General features: G+C 55.7%; 13 protein-coding genes and 3 pseudogenes. 4 read left to right on the top strand and 12 right to left on the bottom strand.

The window, feature by feature from the left end:
- Positions 1 to 2: 2 nt before the first annotated feature.
- Together cas2 and CC94_RS0118365 are read right to left on the bottom strand one after the other, a co-directional pair.
- Positions 3 to 287 (bottom strand): CRISPR-associated endonuclease Cas2, encoded by a 285-nt coding sequence (cas2, locus tag CC94_RS0118360; protein WP_005372284.1) that lies wholly within the window; start codon positions 285 to 287, stop codon positions 3 to 5.
- Between the two features lie 996 nt (positions 288 to 1,283).
- Positions 1,284 to 1,703 (bottom strand): hypothetical protein, encoded by a 420-nt coding sequence (locus CC94_RS0118365; RefSeq protein ID WP_036304128.1) that lies wholly within the window; start codon positions 1,701 to 1,703, stop codon positions 1,284 to 1,286.
- Between the two features lie 414 nt (positions 1,704 to 2,117).
- Between CC94_RS0118365 and CC94_RS25570 the strand changes: the two are divergent.
- Positions 2,118 to 2,204, top strand: a pseudogene (locus CC94_RS25570) (IS200/IS605 family transposase); the annotation flags it as partial.
- Positions 2,205 to 2,398: 194 nt separating this feature from the next.
- Here CC94_RS25570 and CC94_RS0118370 read toward each other — a convergent pair.
- A pseudogene (locus CC94_RS0118370) lies at positions 2,399 to 2,601 on the bottom strand (transposase); the annotation flags it as partial.
- Positions 2,602 to 2,657: 56 nt separating this feature from the next.
- On the opposite strand from CC94_RS0118370, the gene CC94_RS21805 reads away from it, so the two are divergent.
- Positions 2,658 to 3,551: a DDE-type integrase/transposase/recombinase gene (locus CC94_RS21805; protein WP_169740975.1), complete on the top strand. Its 894-nt coding sequence runs from the start codon at positions 2,658 to 2,660 to the stop codon at positions 3,549 to 3,551.
- Between the two features lie 97 nt (positions 3,552 to 3,648).
- Positions 3,649 to 3,816: a hypothetical protein gene (locus CC94_RS25325; protein ID WP_215731690.1), complete on the top strand. Its 168-nt coding sequence runs from the start codon at positions 3,649 to 3,651 to the stop codon at positions 3,814 to 3,816.
- 103 nt (positions 3,817 to 3,919) lie between these two features.
- Here the strand turns inward: CC94_RS25325 and CC94_RS0118380 are convergent, their stop codons facing one another.
- The 5 genes from CC94_RS0118380 to CC94_RS23285 all read right to left on the bottom strand — a co-directional run bounded on the left by CC94_RS0118380 (position 3,920) and on the right by CC94_RS23285 (position 13,559).
- A complete protein-coding gene (locus tag CC94_RS0118380; RefSeq protein ID WP_031431753.1) occupies positions 3,920 to 5,398 on the bottom strand; it encodes an efflux transporter outer membrane subunit in 1,479 nt (492 codons plus the stop codon).
- An 8-nt stretch (positions 5,399 to 5,406) separates the two neighbouring features.
- Positions 5,407 to 8,517, bottom strand: a complete 3,111-nt coding sequence (locus CC94_RS0118385; protein WP_031431754.1) for a multidrug efflux RND transporter permease subunit — start codon at positions 8,515 to 8,517, stop codon at positions 5,407 to 5,409.
- The gene (locus tag CC94_RS0118390; RefSeq protein WP_031431755.1) at positions 8,514 to 11,627 is read right to left on the bottom strand and encodes an MdtB/MuxB family multidrug efflux RND transporter permease subunit; all 3,114 of its coding nucleotides are present in this window, start codon (positions 11,625 to 11,627) and stop codon (positions 8,514 to 8,516) included. The genes CC94_RS0118385 and CC94_RS0118390 overlap by 4 nt, the downstream gene beginning before the upstream one ends.
- Before the next feature lie 3 nt (positions 11,628 to 11,630).
- On the bottom strand, positions 11,631 to 12,731 hold the full coding sequence (locus CC94_RS21810; RefSeq protein WP_342666536.1) for an MdtA/MuxA family multidrug efflux RND transporter periplasmic adaptor subunit: 1,101 nt from the start codon (positions 12,729 to 12,731) through the stop codon (positions 11,631 to 11,633).
- A 498-nt stretch (positions 12,732 to 13,229) separates the two neighbouring features.
- Positions 13,230 to 13,559 carry a Spy/CpxP family protein refolding chaperone gene (locus tag CC94_RS23285; protein ID WP_084675388.1) on the bottom strand — a complete coding sequence of 110 codons (330 nt, stop codon included), beginning with the start codon at positions 13,557 to 13,559 and terminating at the stop codon, positions 13,230 to 13,232.
- A gap of 290 nt (positions 13,560 to 13,849) precedes the next feature.
- Here CC94_RS23285 and CC94_RS0118405 point away from each other — a divergent pair.
- Positions 13,850 to 14,215, top strand: a pseudogene (locus CC94_RS0118405) (transposase); the annotation flags it as partial.
- A gap of 326 nt (positions 14,216 to 14,541) precedes the next feature.
- Here the strand turns inward: CC94_RS0118405 and CC94_RS0118410 are convergent.
- The 4 genes from CC94_RS0118410 to CC94_RS0118425 are packed head-to-tail and all read right to left on the bottom strand — an operon-like array spanning position 14,542 to position 18,503.
- Positions 14,542 to 15,495, bottom strand: a complete 954-nt coding sequence (locus CC94_RS0118410) for an HpcH/HpaI aldolase/citrate lyase family protein (RefSeq protein ID WP_031431759.1) — start codon at positions 15,493 to 15,495, stop codon at positions 14,542 to 14,544.
- Positions 15,492 to 16,583 (bottom strand): cysteine protease StiP family protein, encoded by a 1,092-nt coding sequence (locus CC94_RS0118415; protein ID WP_031431760.1) that lies wholly within the window; start codon positions 16,581 to 16,583, stop codon positions 15,492 to 15,494. Before CC94_RS0118415 ends, CC94_RS0118410 begins: the two co-directional genes overlap by 4 nt.
- The gene (locus tag CC94_RS0118420) at positions 16,580 to 17,341 is read right to left on the bottom strand and encodes an HAD family hydrolase (protein ID WP_031431761.1); all 762 of its coding nucleotides are present in this window, start codon (positions 17,339 to 17,341) and stop codon (positions 16,580 to 16,582) included. Before CC94_RS0118420 ends, CC94_RS0118415 begins: the two co-directional genes overlap by 4 nt.
- A complete protein-coding gene (locus CC94_RS0118425; protein ID WP_031431762.1) occupies positions 17,310 to 18,503 on the bottom strand; it encodes a phosphoribosyltransferase domain-containing protein in 1,194 nt (397 codons plus the stop codon). The genes CC94_RS0118420 and CC94_RS0118425 overlap by 32 nt, the downstream gene beginning before the upstream one ends.
- Positions 18,504 to 18,532 lie beyond the last annotated feature (29 nt).

The following is an 18,532-nucleotide window of genomic DNA, read 5'->3' on the forward strand; positions in this document are numbered from 1 at the left end:
CGCTATCCCACATAAAAGAACGAACCGTCCTGAGGCAGTACCGCCTTGCCGAGCGTACGGATGTGCTTCACCCCCGCCAATCGCACCATGACAAAGCGGTCCTCCTCAGGGTTTATGACTTGAGCAATCTCTTCCAGCAGTTGCTCTTTTTCGACAACCGTCAAAAAACATTCGAACACCGACTTTTGTCCGCCCGAAGCATAACCGCGCAAAACATACAATGCCTTGCGCAGCCGCCGGTTACAGGAAATATCGTAAGCCGCCAGATAGAGTTGCCGTTTAGCCATGCGGATAAAGTAGCGGATTCTCGACCGAATGGCTGAGTTGGCAAGCTTGTCAGTTTACTAGCGAATAGCGAGTAAAAATCCCTTCTTTATGAGATACGTTATTCAAATAAAACAAAGGCAGATAAACTCCAATGCCGTTAAGTTAAGAAAGAATGGAGTCCAAAGCTTACTTTGGTCGATTTAGCGATCTTTCCAAAACAAGCTTTAGGCTCCACGCAAGACCCGCTCGACGCTCTTAACTTAATGGCATTGAGGTAAACTCTGCCCTACTTTATTTTTGATTAGGCGAGAAAATTGCCCCCGAATTATCGCTTTTTATTAATCCCGTTTGTATAGCTTAATCTCTTCCGAGCCAAACTCTACAAATACGCAAACGCCTCGGTATGCCGCCGGGGCGCGGCCGGTTGGGTGCGACTCCAAATCAACAGCTCTCGCCGCCAAGGCGCGTGGTTTGTATCAACACGCTATGTATGCGTAACTGAATCAATTGGTGGAAGGGGAATTGATTCAGTTACGACGAATTGTATCTCGACTAATTTGATTAGACCTGTCTCCGTCCATATCTCATCTTTAAGCATTCATCGATGTCGGACGCAATCATGAAAGGGTTTCCAGGTGACCCTCAATTTACCGCCGATTGCTCTGCTACTAACCGACATTCATATTTGTCATTCTCAAAATCTTGTGCATTTTTTGTATCATGCATATAGAGCGATTTAGCGCATCCTATCGTAGTTATTGATGACAATATAACTACAAAATTTTTCTTATTCATTTTTATTTAGATAAAATTTTTGTTAATTTTCGAATCTTGTGCTGTACATAATTTTTCCGGATTATCCTTAGCCGACAATTTCTCGAAGCAAAGCAAAAACGCCGATCGTGTCGGTGGTTAGAGAAATAAGACGGTAAATATTGGTTTCTATCATGCTATTTTCCATTTTTGTATAAGAAAACAGCATGATAACTCCAGGCTACAGGATACTCATTGGTGAATTACTTTGGTAATGATGCGCTTTTTGGCATCAGCGTGACGCTTACTTGATCGTCCAAGTTCCACATGGCGCCAGTGATCGGATCGACAATCAGCAACCCTACAAGGCCACCGAAAATGAGATTACCAGGATACATCCAGCTCAACCCTGATTCGATTGATGTCGATTGACTGACATATCCTTGACGATCAAACTCCACATTATAATTTTCGCCATCGAAATAACCATTGCCACGTTTTAGTGAAATAGTTTGTGGTGTTACTCCGCGCATCACTATCTCACCATCTTCATTTTTGACAGTGAAATCTACACGATCCGGATAACTGCCGACTTTTACTTCGTCAGTGGCGCCGTGAATAATGCTGGCACAGCCAGACGTAAGTGCAGCGATAGCAATGGTTGAAAATAAGGTCTTCTTCATGCTTTTTCTCTTGGTTAGTGACTTTTGATTGAAATATCAAACGATCAGTCCATTATCGTCATCCAGACATCCATTGTTTTAATCCCTTCTTATAATAAGGTCTGATATTTAAATTTTAATAAGCTGACAAGCTTGTCACCACAGACTGCCTTAATTCTTTCTTTATAAAGTCTGTTATTCAAATTGCACGAATATCAGAGAAGAGACGGAAGCTGAAGGTCTTGATTCCTTCTTTATAAGGTCTGTTATTCAAATAAAAATCAATAATATTGATGGAAAAACGTCTGCAGTCTTAACAAATAATGAGAAACTTCCCCGGGTCTGCCGGGGAGACAGCAAAAGTTTGACATTCAGCGGAGCTCATCAGGAAACTCGGCATCGTGAACCGCCAAGTACACGATAGAGGAGAACCCGCTGGACAAGAACGAAAGCGTAAGTCACTCCCGCTGGGAGTGCAAATATCATGGGGTATTGATCCCGAAATATCGGCGACGGACTTTAGAGGACCTCTAAAGATACAGGAATCAACTGATTTGAGGCCTAAAACGTCCTCAAAAATGGATTTTCCTAGTCTCTCTTTTTTAATTTAGGGCTTTATCAGCCCGGCTTGGCGTCATCAAGACACAGCAACCCTCTGCAGGGTGCAAAATCGCTGCATGTTGTAAACCAGATTCATGAAGCCGATGCGCACTTCGATAGGCCATGCTCTCTTTTGAAATGTGGGCCGAGGATTGTCCAGAACTACCCGGATAACAGCCTCTGGCGGATAGTACTCATCGAATCGCTTGAGTAACGCAATAAACTCCCAACTACGATGCCGATCCTCTACATTAGCCATGATATGCCCCGAGTGTAGATCGATTCCAGCCAGCATTGACACGGTGCCGAGCCGACTATATGTCTAGTCCCGAGTTTAAATGGTGTAACCTATTCCCAACTGAAAGAGGAAAAACGATGGGGCAAGTACTCCACGGAACAGCCACGACCACGCACGTTGTCCGAGAAAAAATTCAAGACTCTCAAGAAAGTCTCGTCAAACTCGCCAAGTGCTACGGGATCAACCCCAAAACTGTCCAGAAGTGGCGGAAGCGGGAGTCGGTCGAAGACCTCAAGTGCGGCAGCAAACCCGGCCAAGGCAGCGTGCTGACCGCGGTGGACGTCGAAACCCGGCGTAAGACCTTATTGCCCTTGGATGACTTGTACGATCTGTTGCTGCCGCAGATACCGGCACTGACCCGCTCCAACCTGCACCGCTGCCTGCAACGCCACGGTGTCAGCCGCTTGGCCGACCTGTTGCCGGACGAGGAAAAGACCACCACCCGGACGTTCAAAACCTACGCACCGGGCTTTCTCCACCTCGACACGGCCCAAATCAACTTGGGCAAAGACAAGGAGTACCTGTTCGTTGCCATCGACCGCGCCACCCGCTACGTCTATCTAGAGCTGCACGACAACAAGCGCATGGAGACCGCTACCGCCTTTCTGGAAAACGCCCTGGCACAATATCCGTTCAAGGTCGAAAAGCTGCTCACCGACAACGGCATCGAGTTCAGCTATAACCCCTTGCCCGACGCCAAGAAGCCCAAGGACAAGGAACATCCGTTCGTTGCGCTGTGCAAGGCCCAACAGATCGAACACCGCACCACCCTGGTCAAGCACCCGTGGACGAACGGCAGGGCCGAGGCGATGAACAAAAAGGTCAAGGCCAACACGACCCAACGTTTCCACTATGACAATGTGGACGCGCTCAAAACCCATCTCTACCACTACCTGCTAAATTACAACTTCAACCTCAAATTACGGGCCCTAGGCCGTAAGACACCCTTTGAGGCCATCCTGCAATGGTAGGATAAGCAGCCGGATATCTTTGTTGTAAATCCTAACCAGTTAAATGTGGGACTGAACAACTAGTAGGTATACCTAATAAAGCGGCGTCATCAGTCCGTTGCTGGCCAATCTCTATTTGCACCATGTATTCGACAAGTGGATGCAGCGAAATCACGCCGGAAAGCCATTCGAGCACTACGCTGATGACTGTATCATCCATTGCAAAACTGAAAAAGAGGCGCAATGCGTGATTTCGTGCATTGGCAAATCCCCTTCGCTGGAATGACGGGACGATAGGAGCGGTATGAATCGGGAGATTCACGTACCGTTGCGTGAGAGCCTGAAGGTGTGATTCCTTTGGGCTACTCGTCCCCCTACCAGTTTCCTGATTATTGAAGGGGGAACGGCAAAAAATCAGTCCATTTGCGTTCACCCGCCGCCGAATCAGCATCCGGTAAATCCGCACTGCCCCATCCCCCTCCCAAGGCTTTGACGAGTTGCACAGCATAAATCAACCGCTGTCCGAACACAGTCACCGCCGACTTCCGATTGTTCAGTGCGGCAGCTTGAGCGATCATCACATTCGAATAACCGACCGTGCCGGCCTTGTATTGGTTTTCGGTAATCGTCAAAGCGGATTCCGCGGCTCGTACGGCTTTGTCCTGCACATGAGATTCTTCTTCCAGGGTGCGCAACGCCGACAAACTGTCCTCCACTTCCTGAAAACCGGTCAGAACGCTTTGCCGGTATTGGGCGACGCTGGCATCGAAAGCATCGATGGCCTGTTTGAGTTGAGCCGAATGCGCGCCGCCGTCCAATAGGGTCCAGGCCGCCGCAGCCGGTCCCAGCGCCCAATAACGGGTGGCCATCGAGAACAATTTCGAGAGATTCGCGGTTTGAAAGCCGTTGGTGGCCGACAAGGTCAAAGTAGGAAAATAAGCGGCTTTGGCCACGCCGATTTTAGCGTTGGTGGCCGCCATCGAACGTTCCGCGCTGGCGATGTCCGGCCGGCGTTCCAATACCGCCGACGGCACCGCGACCGGAATCGTCGGCAGCCTGGTCGTTAAAGCGCCCTGCCCGATATCCAATTCGGCAGGCGATTTGCCGACCAGCACCGCGAGCGCATGTTCCATTTGCGAGCGCATCACCTCCACATCGACCGCTTGCGCTCTTGCGGATTCCAGTTGCGCTTCGGCCTGTACCACGTCGCTAAGGGCCGCTACGCCCACCGCGTAACGGTTGCGGGTGATCTCCAGGGTTTTCCGATAGGCCGCCACGGTCTGATTCAGTAATTGCCGCTGGGCATCCAGCGCCCGCAACTGGAAATAATCCTGCGCCAGCGTCGCCTGCGTCGACAAACACAAAGCCTGCAAGGTAGCGGCACTGGCCTGAGCGCTGCCGACGTTGGCTTCCACCTGGCGGCGCACGCTCCCCCACAGGTCCGGCTCCCAGGAAATATTCAGAGCCGTACCGAACAAATAACGAACACCGGAAACCGCCACATTCTGACCGGTGGCCGCTCTAAACCGATTGACCGTGGCGGCAACGCCGCCGGTCGGCAAATACGCAGCCAATGCCGTTTGCACCAAATGTTGCGCTTGCCGATATTGCGCTTCCGCGGCCGCCAGGGTTTGATTATTGTCCACCACTTGCTCTTCCAGAGCGTTCAGTTGGGGATCGCCGAACATTTCCCACCATTTGCCGGGCAACCGGTCGTCCTTGGGCTGCGCTTGTTGCCAGCCTTGCAGCTCCTTGAAGGCGACCGGCACTTGCACCTTGGGCTTCACGTAATCCGGCCCCATCATGCATCCTTCAACGGTCGCGGCCATGACGGCGTAAAAAAGCAAGTTGGCGAAACGAATCTGCATACGTTGTCCTAACGTGAAACCCTATCGCCCGGCCGGGCGGACGACTTCTTGAAAAACCGGCGTCCCCACATGCTCAACCTATCCAAATAAAGATAGACGACCGGCGTGGTGTACAAAGTCAGCAATTGGCTGACCAGCAAGCCGCCGACGATGGAAATACCCAACGGCTGACGCAACTCCGCGCCGTATCCGGACGCCAGCGCAAGCGGCAAGGCGCCGAGCATGGCCGCCATCGTGGTCATCATGATAGGCCGGAAGCGCAGCAAACAGGCCTGAAAAATGGCCTCCTCGCTGCTTAGGCCCCGTTCGCGTTCGGCTTCCAACGCAAAATCGATCATCATGATGGCGTTTTTCTTGACGATGCCGATCAACAGAATCACGCCGATCAAGGCGATGATGCTGAACTCGGTACCGCAGATCATCAATGCCAAAAGCGCGCCCATGCCGGCCGACGGCAGGGTCGACAGAATGGTCAGAGGATGGACGTAACTTTCGTACAGCATGCCCAGCACGATGTAAATCGTGACCAATGCCGCCAGAATCAACCAAGGCTGGTCGCGCAACGACTCCTGAAACGCTTTGGCGGCGCCCTGAAAACTGCCGCGCACGGTGCCCGGCACGCCGATTTCGCTCATCGTCGCTTGTATTACTTGGGTGGCGTCGGACAGCGACGCGCCCGGCTTCAAATTGAACGAGATCGTCGCCGCCGCAAACTGGCCCTGATGGTTGACGGTCAAAGGCGCGTGGGTTGGCCGAAAGTCGGCAATGGCGGTCACCGGAATCTGCTTGGCGCCGTTCTGTCCGCTGCCAGTCACATAAAGCTGCCGAAGGATTTGCGGATCGTGCCAATACTCGGGTGCCAACTCCATGACCACGTGGTATTGGTTGAGCGGATTGTAAATGACCGACACCTGCCGCTGTCCGAAAGCATTATTTAAAGCCGCGTCCACTGCCGCTTGGGTGACACCGTACCGGGCCGCCTTGTCGCGGTCGACCTGTAACGAAATCTGCTGCCCCTTATCCTGTTGGTCCGTGTTGACATCGACCAATTTCGATTTATTTTGCAGGGCGGCGACGATTTTCGGCGTCCATTCGCGCAGATCCGCAAGATTTTCCGAGCGCAGGGTAAATTCATACAAAGACGCCGACGTCCGTCCGCCGATACGCAGATCCTGGACCGGCTGCAAAAACAAATCGGCGCCCGGTTCATCGGACAATTGCTTGCGCAGGCGCTGCATGGTTTTGCCGATGGATTCGCTGCGCTGCTCGGGGGACTTCAACTCCACGAACATCCGCGCGCTGTTGATGTTTTGCCCGCCGCCCGCGAAGCCGACCACGGAAACGACAGTCGAATCCTTTTGTAGAATCCCGGCGAAATCCAGCAGCTTTTTCTTCATCGCTTGAAAGGAAATCGCCTGGTCCGCCACAATGCTGCCGGCCAGGCGGCCGTTATCCTGCACCGGAAAAAAGCCTTTGGGCACCTTGATATAGAGATAAACGTTCAAACCGATGCACGCCAATAAAATCAGCATCATCCACGGCGCATGGCGCAAGGCCCAGCGCAAGCTGGACCGGTAGCCGCGGTGAAAAAACAAGAATCCGCTTTCGATGGCTTGCGAGAGCCGGCCCGGCGTATGGCGATCGGTTTGCAGCCAACGCGCGCACAGCATCGGCGTGACGGTCAGCGAAACGACCAGGGACACCAGGACTGCGGCGGAAAGCGTCACCGCAAACTCGCGGAACAGCCGTCCTACGATCCCTCCCATCAACAGAATCGGAATGAACACGGCAATCAGCGACAAACTCATCGACAGGACGGTGAACCCTACGTCTTTTGCGCCGATCAAGGCGGCCGCATACGGCGGCTGTCCTTCTTCGATATGCCGGCTGATGTTTTCCAGCACGACGATGGCATCGTCCACCACGAAACCGGTGGCGATGGTCAATGCCATCAACGACAGATTGTCCAGGCTGTAATCGCATAAATACATCACCGCGCAGGCGCCGATCAAGGACACCGGAACCGCAATCACCGGAATCAGGGCCGAGCGTAGGCGGCGAAGAAAGAGCAGAATGACCATGATCACCAAGGCGATCGCGATCAGCAGGCTGTGTTCCACCTCGTCGACCGAGGCGCGGATGGTCAGCGAGCGGTCCACCACAACCGACAAATCGATGGTGCTGGGTATCATGGCCGCAAGCTGAGGGAGCGTGGCTTGGACCTGTTCCACGGTTTCGAGGATATTGGCGCCGGGCTGTTTGAATAGGATCAACAACACGGAGGGTTTACCGTTCTTTACGCCGGCGTTGCGCAAGTCTTCCACCGAGTCGACCGCTTCGCCCAGATCGGAAATCCGGACCGGGGCGCCGTTGCGGTAGGCCACGATCAAAGGATTATATTCCTCGGCCCGTTTCGCCTGGTCGTTAGTCTGGATTTGCCACTGGCGGTCTCCAACGGCAAGGCTGCCTTTCGGCCGGTTGGTATTGGCGGCTGTGATGGTGCTGCGCACATCCTCGAGGCTGAGGTCGTATTTTGCCAGTAAATAAGGATTCAGCTCCACCCTCACCGCCGGCAGCGAACTGCCGCCCACCGCCACCTGGCCGATACCGGGGATTTGCGCTATTTTTTGCGCCAAAACGGTCGATGCCGCGTCGTACATTTGGCCTCGGCTCAACACCTCGGAGGTCAGGGCCAGGATCAAAATCGGCGAATCGGAAGGATTGACCTTGCGGTATTTCGGACGGTTGGGCAAATTGGTGGGCAAAAGACTGCCGGCGGCATTGATGGCCGACTGCACGTCGCGCGCCGCGCCGTCGATATCGCGGTTCAAATCGAATTGTAAGGTAATGGTGGTCGAACCCAGCGAACTGGCGGACGTCATTTCGGTAATGCCGGCAATCCGCCCCAGCGATCGCTCCAACGGCGCGGCGACCGTGGCCGCCATAGTTTCGGGACTCGCGCCCGGCAAGCCGGCCGAAACGGAAATGGTCGGAAAATCCACTTGCGGCAATGGCGCTACCGGCAACTGCAGGAAAGCGACGGTGCCGGCCAACGCCAAACCGATGGTCAATAAGGTCGTCGCTACCGGCCGTTGGATAAAGAGCGCCGACGGATTCATACGGGCTCGCCCTTGCCGACCGTATGGCGCAAACGGCTTGCCGCCCTGTCCAACGCAAGATAGATGACCGGCGTGGTATACAAAGTCAAAAGCTGGCTGAACAATAATCCACCGACCATCGTAATACCCAGAGGATGGCGCAATTCCGATCCGACGCCACCGCCGAGCATCAGCGGTAAGGCGCCGAGCATCGCGGCCATCGTGGTCATCAGAATCGGCCGGAACCGCAGCAGGCAGGCTTGATAAATGGCTTCCCGCGGCGGCAACCCCTGTTTGCGTTCGGCCTCCAGCGCAAAGTCGATCATCATGATGGCGTTTTTCTTGACGATGCCGATCAACAGGATGATGCCGATCACGCCGATAATGCCCAGATCCATATCGGCCGCCATCAACGCCAGCAAAGCGCCGACCCCGGCCGACGGCAGGGTCGACAAAATGGTTAAAGGATGGATGTAGCTTTCGTACAAGACGCCGAGCACGATATAGACGGTCACGATCGCGGCCAGAATCAGCCACAGGGTATTGGTCAACGAAGCGCTGAAAGCCAGCGCGGCGCCTTGATAGGCCGTCTGCAGGCTCAACGGGAGGCCGATCTGCCGTTTGGCGGACTCTATCGCATCCACCGCCTCGCCCAGCGCAACACCGGGCGCCAGATTGAAAGAAATGGTTGCGGCAGGAAATTGATCCAGATGACCGATTGCCAGGGGCGCCGTCCGCTCCGACACATCGGCCAGCGCGGAGAGCGGCACCTGTGCTCCATTACTGCCAGGCACGCGTAATTCGCCGATGGCTTCCAAGCCGGCTTGACGGTCGGATTCGATTTCGAGTACGACACGGTACTGGTTGGACTGGGTGAAGATGGTCGATACCAACCGTTGGCCATAGGCGTTATACAAGGTATTGTCTACGGCGGCGGTGCTGACACCCAGCCGGCTGGCGGTGGCCCGGTCGATACTCACGTAGGCCTGCAATCCCTGCTCCTGCAAATCGCTGGCGACATCGCTCAATTGCGGCAGCCGGCGCAGGGCGTCTACCAGGCGGGCGCTCCAGCGGCTCAACTCGCCGAAATCGACCGCCTGCAGGGTGAACTGATACTGGGTGCGGCTGATCCGATTCTCCAACGTCAAATCCTGCACCGGCTGCAAATAGAGAGCGATGCCGGCAACTTCGGACAGCTCTCCGCGCAGCCGCCGGATGACGGCCTCGGCGCTGTCCTCCCGCTCGCCATGCGGCTTCAGGTTGATTAAAAACCGTCCGCTGTTCAAGGTCGGGTTGGTACCGTCGACACCGATAAACGAGGACAGGCTGGCGACCGCCGGATCTTTCAGGATCACATCCGCCAGCCGGGCCTGCCGCTCGGCCATCGCGGCGAAGGAAATGCTAGGCGGCGCTTCGGAAACGCCCTGGATCACGCCCGTATCCTGAGAAGGAAAAAAACCTTTCGGCACCGCAATGTAAAGCACCACGGTCAACGCCAGCGTGGCGCCGGCGACCAGCAGCGTGAAAGATTGCCGGTCCAATACCCAGGTCAGCGTCCGGCCATAGCCGGCGATGACCCGGCCGTACCAGCCGCCTTGGCCGGCTTCGGCCTTTTCGGCAGGCAAACGCCTCAGGATTTTGGCGCACATCATCGGAGTCAGGGTGAGCGAAACGACGGCGGAAATCAGAATAGCGACCGCCAAGGTAATGGCGAACTCCCGGAACAAACGTCCGACCACGTCGCTCATGAACAGCAGCGGGATCAACACCGCCACCAACGACACGGTCAGCGAAATAATCGTAAAGCCGATTTGCTGCGAGCCTTTCAGTGCGGCTTCCAGCGGCGAATCGCCCTGCTCGATGTAGCGAGAGATGTTTTCGATTACCACGATGGCATCGTCCACCACGAAGCCGGTGGCGATGGTCAGGGCCATCAGCGTCAGGTTGTTGATGCTGAACCCCGCCAGATACATCACGGCAAACGTGCCGATCAGCGACAAGGGGACGGCGACGCCAGGAATCGCGGTCGCCGGCAGGTTGCGTAAAAACAGGAAAATCACCATCACCACCAACGCCACGGCCAGCAGCAGTTCGAACTGCACGTCTTCCACCGAGGCGCGAATCGTGACGGTACGATCGGTCAGCGGCGCGACGTCGATCGCGCCGGGCAGCGAGGACCGGATTTTCGGCAGCAACGCCTTGATGCGGTCGGCGACTTCGATGACATTGGCGCCAGGCTGGCGCTGGATATTGACGATCACCGCCGCGGCACGGTTCGCCCAGGCGGCCAGTAGGACATTCTCGTTCGCATCCACCGCTTCGGCCACCGCCGACAGCAGCACCGGCGCGCCGTTGCGGTACGCGACCACCAAATCTTCGTATTCCTTGGCGCTGCGAAGCTGGTCGTTGTTGTCGATGATGGCCGAACGCATCGGCCCGTCGAATACCCCTTTGGGCTGGTTGACGTTGGCCGCCACGATGGCGGCGCGCAAGTCCTCCAGGCTGAGGCCGTAAGCCGCCAGCGCCTTGGGATTGGCCCGAACGCGCACGGCCGGCCGCTGGCCGCCGCTGATGTTGACCAGGCCGACGCCGGGCAATTGGGCGATTTTTTGCGCCAGCCTCGTGTCGATCAAGTCTTCCACCTGGGTCAGGCTCATGCTCTGCGAGCTGACCGCCAGCGTCAGAATCGGCGCGTCGGCCGGATTGACCTTGTTGTAGATCGGCGGCATCGGCAAATCGGTAGGCAAAAAATTGCCGGCCGCATTGATGGCCGCCTGGACGGTTTGTTCGGCCACATCCAAAGCCAGCTCCAGGTTGAACTGCAGGGTGATGACCGAAGCCCCGCCGGAACTTGCCGACGACATTTGCCTCAGCCCCGGCATCTGGCCGAATTGGCGCTCCAACGGCGCGGTGATGACCGAAGTCGTCACGTCCGGACTGGCGCCCGGATACAGCGTGACGACCTGAATAGTCGGATAATCGACCTGAGGCAGCGCCGAAATCGGCAACAGCCGGTACGCCATGAAGCCGACCAGCAATAAGGCCAGCATCAACAGCGAGGTGGCGACCGGGCGCAGGATGAACAGGCGCGACGGATTGAATCCCGGTGTGGAAGCGGTGGCGTCGGTCATGGATCAAGAAGGTCCGTGGGCTTTTCCGGAAGATTCGTGGGTGGTTTCCGCTTTATCGCTGCCGATGATTTTGACTGGCTGCCCCTCGCGCAATTTGTCGGCCCCGTCGACGACCACCTTTTGCTGCGGCCCCAACCCTTCCAGGACCGCAACCGTGTCGCCTTCGCCGGGCCCGAGTTTTACCGGTGCGACCCCGGCCGTGCCGTTGTCCTTGACCACGTAGACGAAACTCCCGTCAACGCCCTGCTGAATCGCCGCGGCGGGAGCTAAAACCACATCGCGCAAAGTATCCAAGTGCATCTTGATATTGACGAATTGATTGGGAAACAGACTTTGATCCTTATTGTCGAACTCGGCCTTCAACCTGTAAGTGCCGGTGGTGGGATCGATCTGATTGTCCAGCGCCAACAGTTTGCCGTCGGCCAGTTTGCCGTGGCCTTCCCTGTCGTAGGCCTCGACGGCCAGAGCGCCTCCCGCATGCCAGCGTTTCAGCACTTTTTGCACACTGTCTTCAGGTAATGAAAAGACCGCGGTGATCGGCTGCAACTGCGTAATCACTACCAAGCCGTTACTGTCACTGGCACGCACCAAATTGCCCTGGTCGACTAAACGCAGACCGACCCGACCGTTGATCGGCGCGGTAATCCGACAATAGCTGAGTTGCAATTGAGCGTTTTTCACCTGCGACCTGTCGACTTCGACAGTGCCGCGATATTGTTTGACCAGGGCCTCCTGGGTCGCCGTTTGCTGGGCAGCGATTGAATCCTGTGCCAGCAGGGTTTTATACCGTGCCAAATCGATCTCGGCATTTTTCAACAACGCCTCATCATGCTGCAACTGGCCCAACGCCTGCTGCAACTGCACCTGGAAGGCCCTGGAATCGATCTCGGCCAACAAATCGCCCCGTTTAACCGTTTGGCCTTCATCGAAGGCCACTCGCACCAATTCGCCCTCCACTCTGGAATGCACCGTAACCGTACGTAACGGCGTCATTGTGCCAAGGCCGTTCAAATAAATCGGCATATTACTTTTCCAGGTCGGCGCCACGGCAACCGCTACCGGTCGATGTTCATCACTGTTCTGGTCGGCCTTTGATTTCGCCACCGAATTGCTTCGATGTAAAAAATAACCCGCCGTCGCGAGAATTAAAGCTAAAAGAATCACCCTACTTCCCATACCGCCACCATAGGCAACGGAGCCAGAAGAATCGATATCGCTTTTCATATCAATATATGGGATGTAATTGAAAAGATTAAAAAATGGGCAAAATGGAAAAGATTAACTTGACAGCGAGTGAGGAGCGTCGAGCCTTCCTCAATCGTTTTAGGGCTTTCGCTATATGCCGTAGAATAAGCCTGAATTCTGGGGTTACGCGGCTCAGTTCGTAAATAGTCGGAAAACAAGTCGGCCCTGACTTGATAGAGCGTCTTTTGCAGGGCCGTGGCTTTAACTTTCAAGGTAATCCCTACGTGATAACAGCCGTTGGGTTATCATGTCCGATAAAACACCTTATGGAACGAGGGAAGCGAAAGACCTAAGCTTAAGGTCTCTTATGTACTGGCTCTATTCTCTTGTCACCTCGCCTCGACAGTGAAACAGAACTTACTTGGATTGCGGGGAGCCTTCTTTATGCTTCCAGTGCTCACGGCGCTGCTTTTTGAGCGCTTCAAGCTTGGACATTTGTTCGGGACTCAATACGGTGCAGAGTTTGGTATGAGTTTCTTCATGCAGCACTTTGAGTTTTTCATGTTGCTCATTGAAGATCGCTTCGACCTTGCTTTTTTGCTCACCGGTCAGATTCAGCTCCTTGGTAAGCCGCTCGATGCGATGTGTCTGATGTTCTTCCGATCCAGGACCTTGAGCGCCAGGAAATGCGGCAACAGTCAACGGAAAAGTCAAAACGATTGCGAGTATGGGTAAAGTTCTGTTCATAGTCTTGTTCTCATCCAGATTAATCAGTAGTTAGAACCGTGTTTCACCGTTCTGGGTGATTAAGATAAATGGCGACCGTGCAAACAATTTGCAGCAATTGTGAAAACAATGTGGAAGCTTGTTACCCAGCATCAGTTGCTCATTATTTCATAGAATGGCAGAAAAGGCAGGTCATTCTGAATGATCTTTAATCCGTTCCCACTGGTCGTCTCTTAGAGCCTATCCCGGTAGGAACCTCAGTCTGGCAAGAGATCTCTAAAATTGGAACTATTGTTGAAAAGGTATTTTGTATGGGATTAGCGATAAAAGACGATGGCTGGCGACTTTCGGATGCGCTGTGGGCGCGGATAGAGCCTTTACTGCCGCGTCGCAAGCCCCATCCTTTGGGGTGCCACAATCCTCGCGTTCCTGACCGCAATGCCATGAACGCGATTTTGTTCGTGCTGCGGACCGGCTGTCAGTGGAATGCATTGAACGCCACCGGCATTTGCTCCAGCAACTCGGCACATCGCCGCTTTCTGGAGTGGACCGAGGCGGGCGTCTTTCAGGCTTTCTGGCAGGAAGGGCTGTTGACGTATGACGAACTCAAGGGTCTGGACTGGTCGTGGCTGTCACTGGATGGGGCGATGACCGAAGCCCCGTTAGCGGGGGCGGAGTATACCCGGAACTTCAACAAGATATTTCAGCATCCGTTTAGGGATATGCGTTGCAGCAAGACAGTATTGGCGACCGCCCTTGAATCAATGAAAATCCTCAAGGATTCAAAAAATCTCTTGCGCGTCACGCTGGAATGGAGAAACGGCAACATGCAGCTGATCGCCAGCAATAAAGATGGCGAAGAGATCAGCGCCGAGATTGCTTGCGACGGCGAGCCTGGCAGTTGCACCGTTAATCTCGCCTACCTGATCGATATGATCAAATCGGCCGATGAACACACGCCGATCATACATCGGTAAGTCCTCCAACGGTGATATGTGGATGGTTAACTGTGGACCTCCTTGTAATCCGGCAGCGGCACCAGCTCCCGGCTTCCGTAGCAGGCGTGCCGAATGATGATCTCGTTGCCCCATTGTCTGTGCGTCGCGACTTCGCACATCGCATCGTGCATTCTGAACACGGCCGGCGCGGCACTGTCGTGCATCGACAGAGCCATTTCGTAGTCGAAGCGTTCGACGCGATAGGCATTTTCGATCGCCGGCACCTGATCGGGATGGATAGCAGTCTTACCGGTCAGGCCGTGCGCCAAGTCCTGGCGAATCTCCTGCTGCAGGGTATCGTAGTCGTCCAGATATTCGAAAACGGGCGACGACAATGAGAACCCGTAAGGCTTGAACAGGGCAACCAGTTGCGCCACGACATGACCCAAAGGCGTTTGGTAAAGCGTCATGTACCGGGGCCGGCGGATTCCCAACAGATTCATCAAGTCATTGCCGCCGATTCTGAGCATCAGGATGCGCTCCGCTTCCACATCCTGAAGGAGAGCCTGACGGAGTTCATGCATCGCCTGCGAATCGAACACTTCCCGGGTTTCGAGCGTCGGCATCACTTTGAAAGCAGTGCCGCGTAACAGGTCCAGGTAGGCGGAAAAATTGTCGATCGTGAATTTGGGCAACACAAAGCCGTCGATGCGTTCGATGTGCGGCAAATCCAGCAGCCGCGAAAGAATCTCGGGATCACGGGCGCGAATGAACCGGAAACGCTGCCGGGTTTCCCGGAAGCCCTGCATGCACAAGCCCAGATGGCGAATGCAACTTTCGACCTCGTATTTCAATACCGCGTCTTCGGTGCAAAAAATCATCGAACGCAGCTGGGGCAGCTTGTCCCCGTTCGCGATGTCGCGGAGGTCGAGCCGGTGAGCGGGCATGTACAGCGGCGCCCCCAGCTGCCACGGCGAGAACGGCCGGTCTTGTTCGGAAACAGCGGTAATCTGATTCATTTAACCTCTTTGATTAAGGCAGCCGCGCGGTAAGGCATATCCTGGCACACTTCGATCGGGATCGATTTCGACTCGGCCAGCCAAAGCAAATGCCGCGTGGCTTCCGAGCCCGGATTTTCGAGCAGCAAGCGCCCGGCTTCGCGCCTCAACAATACGCGGGTCGCTTCGCCGATTCCCGGCTTGATGTAATTATAATGGCTTATGCGATATCGTTGAGCAACAGCTTTCAAAAAATCGAGCGAAACGGCCTTCAGCCGCTTCGAATCGTACGGCCGTTCAGACGCCGGCACACCGGATTGTCGATAAACCTCTTCCGCATAATCCAGCATCGCATCGACAAAGAAGCGCGATAAGTCGTGCGGCTCGAATTCTTTATAGTATAGACAGCCGTGAAAAGCCGCCGGGTCGCCTATGCCTTGCCGCCAAACGGAACGGCTGATCAAGCCGGATACGGTCGAATTCAACACGCAGGACGGTATCAGATAATCCTCGTGCGAGGCCGCGACCGCCGCTGAACCGGACAAGTCCGCCAACACGAATAAATCGGCCGGTATGCGGATGCCGTCGGAAGCGGCGAAATCCTCCAGACTCGCCGCCAATTCCCCCGCGATCACGCCCTTGCCGGTCCAGCCGTCCACAAACACCAGGGATTCCGGGGGATGCCGCTGCAAAATATGGCGCAACGCGTTTCGATCGATGCCCTTGTCGCGCAGGATCGAAAGCGAATAGTGCGCAGTTTTCCGGCCGAAATGGCGCTGCAGCACGTGCTTCAAAAGCACCCCGACCGGCGTGCCGGCACGCGCCAGCGAAACCAGCGCGATCCGCCCCTTGCGCAGCCGGGCGATCCGGTCAGCGAGGATCAGGAGATGCCCGGCCATGCGCCGGCCGTTCAACGCCAAGGCATCATGGAACAATTGCACATAAGCGTCGGACGGCAACGATTCTCGTGTCAGCATTTCCGAATAATGCCGGCGCCCCGACTGGATCAGGGCTTCCTTGACCGCTACCGGCGTATCCTCCATCTCGATCGGGGTCAGTAAAAATTCGACATCGTCCGCCGAATAACTGCCGGTAAACGGAACCGTCATTTCATTGCGCCAGCAAGGGTTTGGAATAACTGGGTATTTTTAGGAATCAGTGCATAGTCGCAGAGCGCCAGAAACGGCGCATCGGTCCGGCTGTCGCCCGCGCCGAACGTCAGAATCTCGGGATGCCGGCGGCGGTAACGATCGAGCAAATACCGTACCGCGTCCTCCTTGTTGATGAGTTTCGGCAAAATCGCCAGGTTGTTGCCGTTCAAATGCGCGTACAGGCAGCCGTCCCGAAAGGCGGGATGCGGCTTGACGGCCTCTTCGAGCAATGCCCGCAAAGGCGCTTCAAGGGCCGACCGGTGCTTCACGACCCCGAACCAGTCGATCCCGAAATCGCGGACCAGGCGCAACTTGTAGCCTTCGCTACGTCCGGCAAAAACCCGCACCTCTTCCCACACATCCAGCAGCTTTTCATAATAGCCGGGCAAGCGATCCTGCATTCTTTCCATCCAGGGCTTGTCGATGCGGCGCTGCCGGTCCAGGATCACCGCGCCGTGATTCAGCACGGCCTCTTCGCGGAACGGCAGATCCACACGCCCGAAAGCCCCCGCGTCGCGCGCGGTAACCGGCACGATCTTGAAATCCTTCTGGAACCACTGCCACAGCCATTGCTGCTTGCGCGTCGCGAACGAATTCGGGGTGCCGTCGGGCAAAAACGCGCGCACTGCCAGCGCAGGATCGTCCGGCCCGTGCTCGCACTTGCGCAAGGTCTGGAACAGGGTGTCATCCAGATCGAGAAAAATGTAATTTTGCATGTCCGGTGGATGAATCGATGGCGATGCGGGCGCCGATCGCGCGCCAGGCATCGAGACGTTCCTGCAGAGGTCCGCTCAGCGGGGTTTCGTGGCAAAGCACGATCGATCGGTAAGCGTCGGGATTCAGGTTGTAAATAAAGTTGTCGATACCGTCGTCGTAGTTGTCCTCGAAACGGCAGACCGAGGCGATGTCGCTGCCCGGACGGATTGGCGAACGGGTCGTGCTCTGCACCTTGACCCGGTAGCCCCGGCGCTCCAATTCACGGCCAAGCAGATAGGCCGGGGCATTGCATTCGCCGGTGCCCAGCACCAGCAGCGGGCCGGAATCGGCAGGAGCCAGCAAACTTTGCAGCGCCCGAATATCGTTATCGGCCAGGCCGATCGGGGCCTTGATCCCCAAACGCCCGGGCCAGGCCAGCAAATGCTTCTTGCAGCAGCCGTTGCCGATCACGTTGACTGCTGCCGCCGACGGCAAAGCTTCGTCTCCGTTCGCCTCGAAATGCATGTTGCCCTTGCGCAGCGCCACCCATTCGACCGGCACGCCGGCCTGCGCTTCGAGCTTCGCCCGGTCTTCCGTCTTCGCAAAATTGACCAGGCTGACGATAAACACTTTGCGCAAACCGGGATTGATCGCCTGATACGCCTGAATCAGCCGCAAAAACGTGCGCCCGGTGCTGATTTCGTCGTCGATCAGCACCAGGATTTCCGCGCGGCGGAACAGCTCCTGCGCCTGCGCTTCGGCCGGAAAATACAGGAAAAAATCGGTCGCATGACTGTGCGCCTCGTCGAATTCGAGGCGCGGCATCCCCTCCAGATGATAGCGCGTGGTCTGCATGAACAGCCCGTTCCCGGCGCCTTCCCGGCAAGCCGCCTCGAACACGCCGTAGCCGAGGCCTGTCGCAGTTTCGGCCATCCCGATCCAGAGCGCGCGTTGCCCTGTCCCGCTGTCCAGCACCGATCGCGCCAATGCCCGGTAGGTCCAGCTCATCATCAACGGGCTGACCGGATAATGCTTGCCGAGCACCTTGCTAACCAACAGGAATTTGCGCTGGCTGCCGATGCGCGAGGCAAAGCCGAGCAAACGGCGAATCGGCACGCGGCCCGGTTCGAGGTCAAAATGCAGAACGCCGCTGTCGAGTGGAATGGAAAGGGGTTTTGTCATGAAAATTTCGTATGCGGAAAATGCGCACG

It is taken from the genome of Methylomicrobium agile (assembly GCF_000733855.1).
In the GTDB taxonomy this organism is placed as follows: domain Bacteria; phylum Pseudomonadota; class Gammaproteobacteria; order Methylococcales; family Methylomonadaceae; genus Methylomicrobium; species Methylomicrobium agile.

Bases quoted from the DNA above. Each gene is read 5' to 3' on its own strand.
- CC94_RS0118425 (WP_031431762.1), bottom strand. From the start codon at position 18,503: ATGACAAAACCCCTTTCCATTCCACTCGACAGCGGCGTTCTGCATTTT.
- CC94_RS0118390 (WP_031431755.1), bottom strand. From the start codon at position 11,627: ATGACCGACGCCACCGCTTCCACACCGGGATTCAATCCGTCGCGCCTG.
- CC94_RS0118415 (WP_031431760.1), bottom strand. From the start codon at position 16,583: ATGACGGTTCCGTTTACCGGCAGTTATTCGGCGGACGATGTCGAATTT.
- CC94_RS0118385 (WP_031431754.1), bottom strand. From the start codon at position 8,517: ATGAATCCGTCGGCGCTCTTTATCCAACGGCCGGTAGCGACGACCTTA.
- CC94_RS21805 (WP_169740975.1), top strand. From the start codon at position 2,658: ATGGGGCAAGTACTCCACGGAACAGCCACGACCACGCACGTTGTCCGA.
- CC94_RS0118365 (WP_036304128.1), bottom strand. From the start codon at position 1,703: ATGAAGAAGACCTTATTTTCAACCATTGCTATCGCTGCACTTACGTCT.
- CC94_RS0118420 (WP_031431761.1), bottom strand. From the start codon at position 17,341: ATGCAAAATTACATTTTTCTCGATCTGGATGACACCCTGTTCCAGACC.
- CC94_RS23285 (WP_084675388.1), bottom strand. From the start codon at position 13,559: ATGAACAGAACTTTACCCATACTCGCAATCGTTTTGACTTTTCCGTTG.
- cas2 (WP_005372284.1), bottom strand. From the start codon at position 287: ATGGCTAAACGGCAACTCTATCTGGCGGCTTACGATATTTCCTGTAAC.
- CC94_RS0118380 (WP_031431753.1), bottom strand. From the start codon at position 5,398: ATGCAGATTCGTTTCGCCAACTTGCTTTTTTACGCCGTCATGGCCGCG.
- CC94_RS0118410 (WP_031431759.1), bottom strand. From the start codon at position 15,495: ATGAATCAGATTACCGCTGTTTCCGAACAAGACCGGCCGTTCTCGCCG.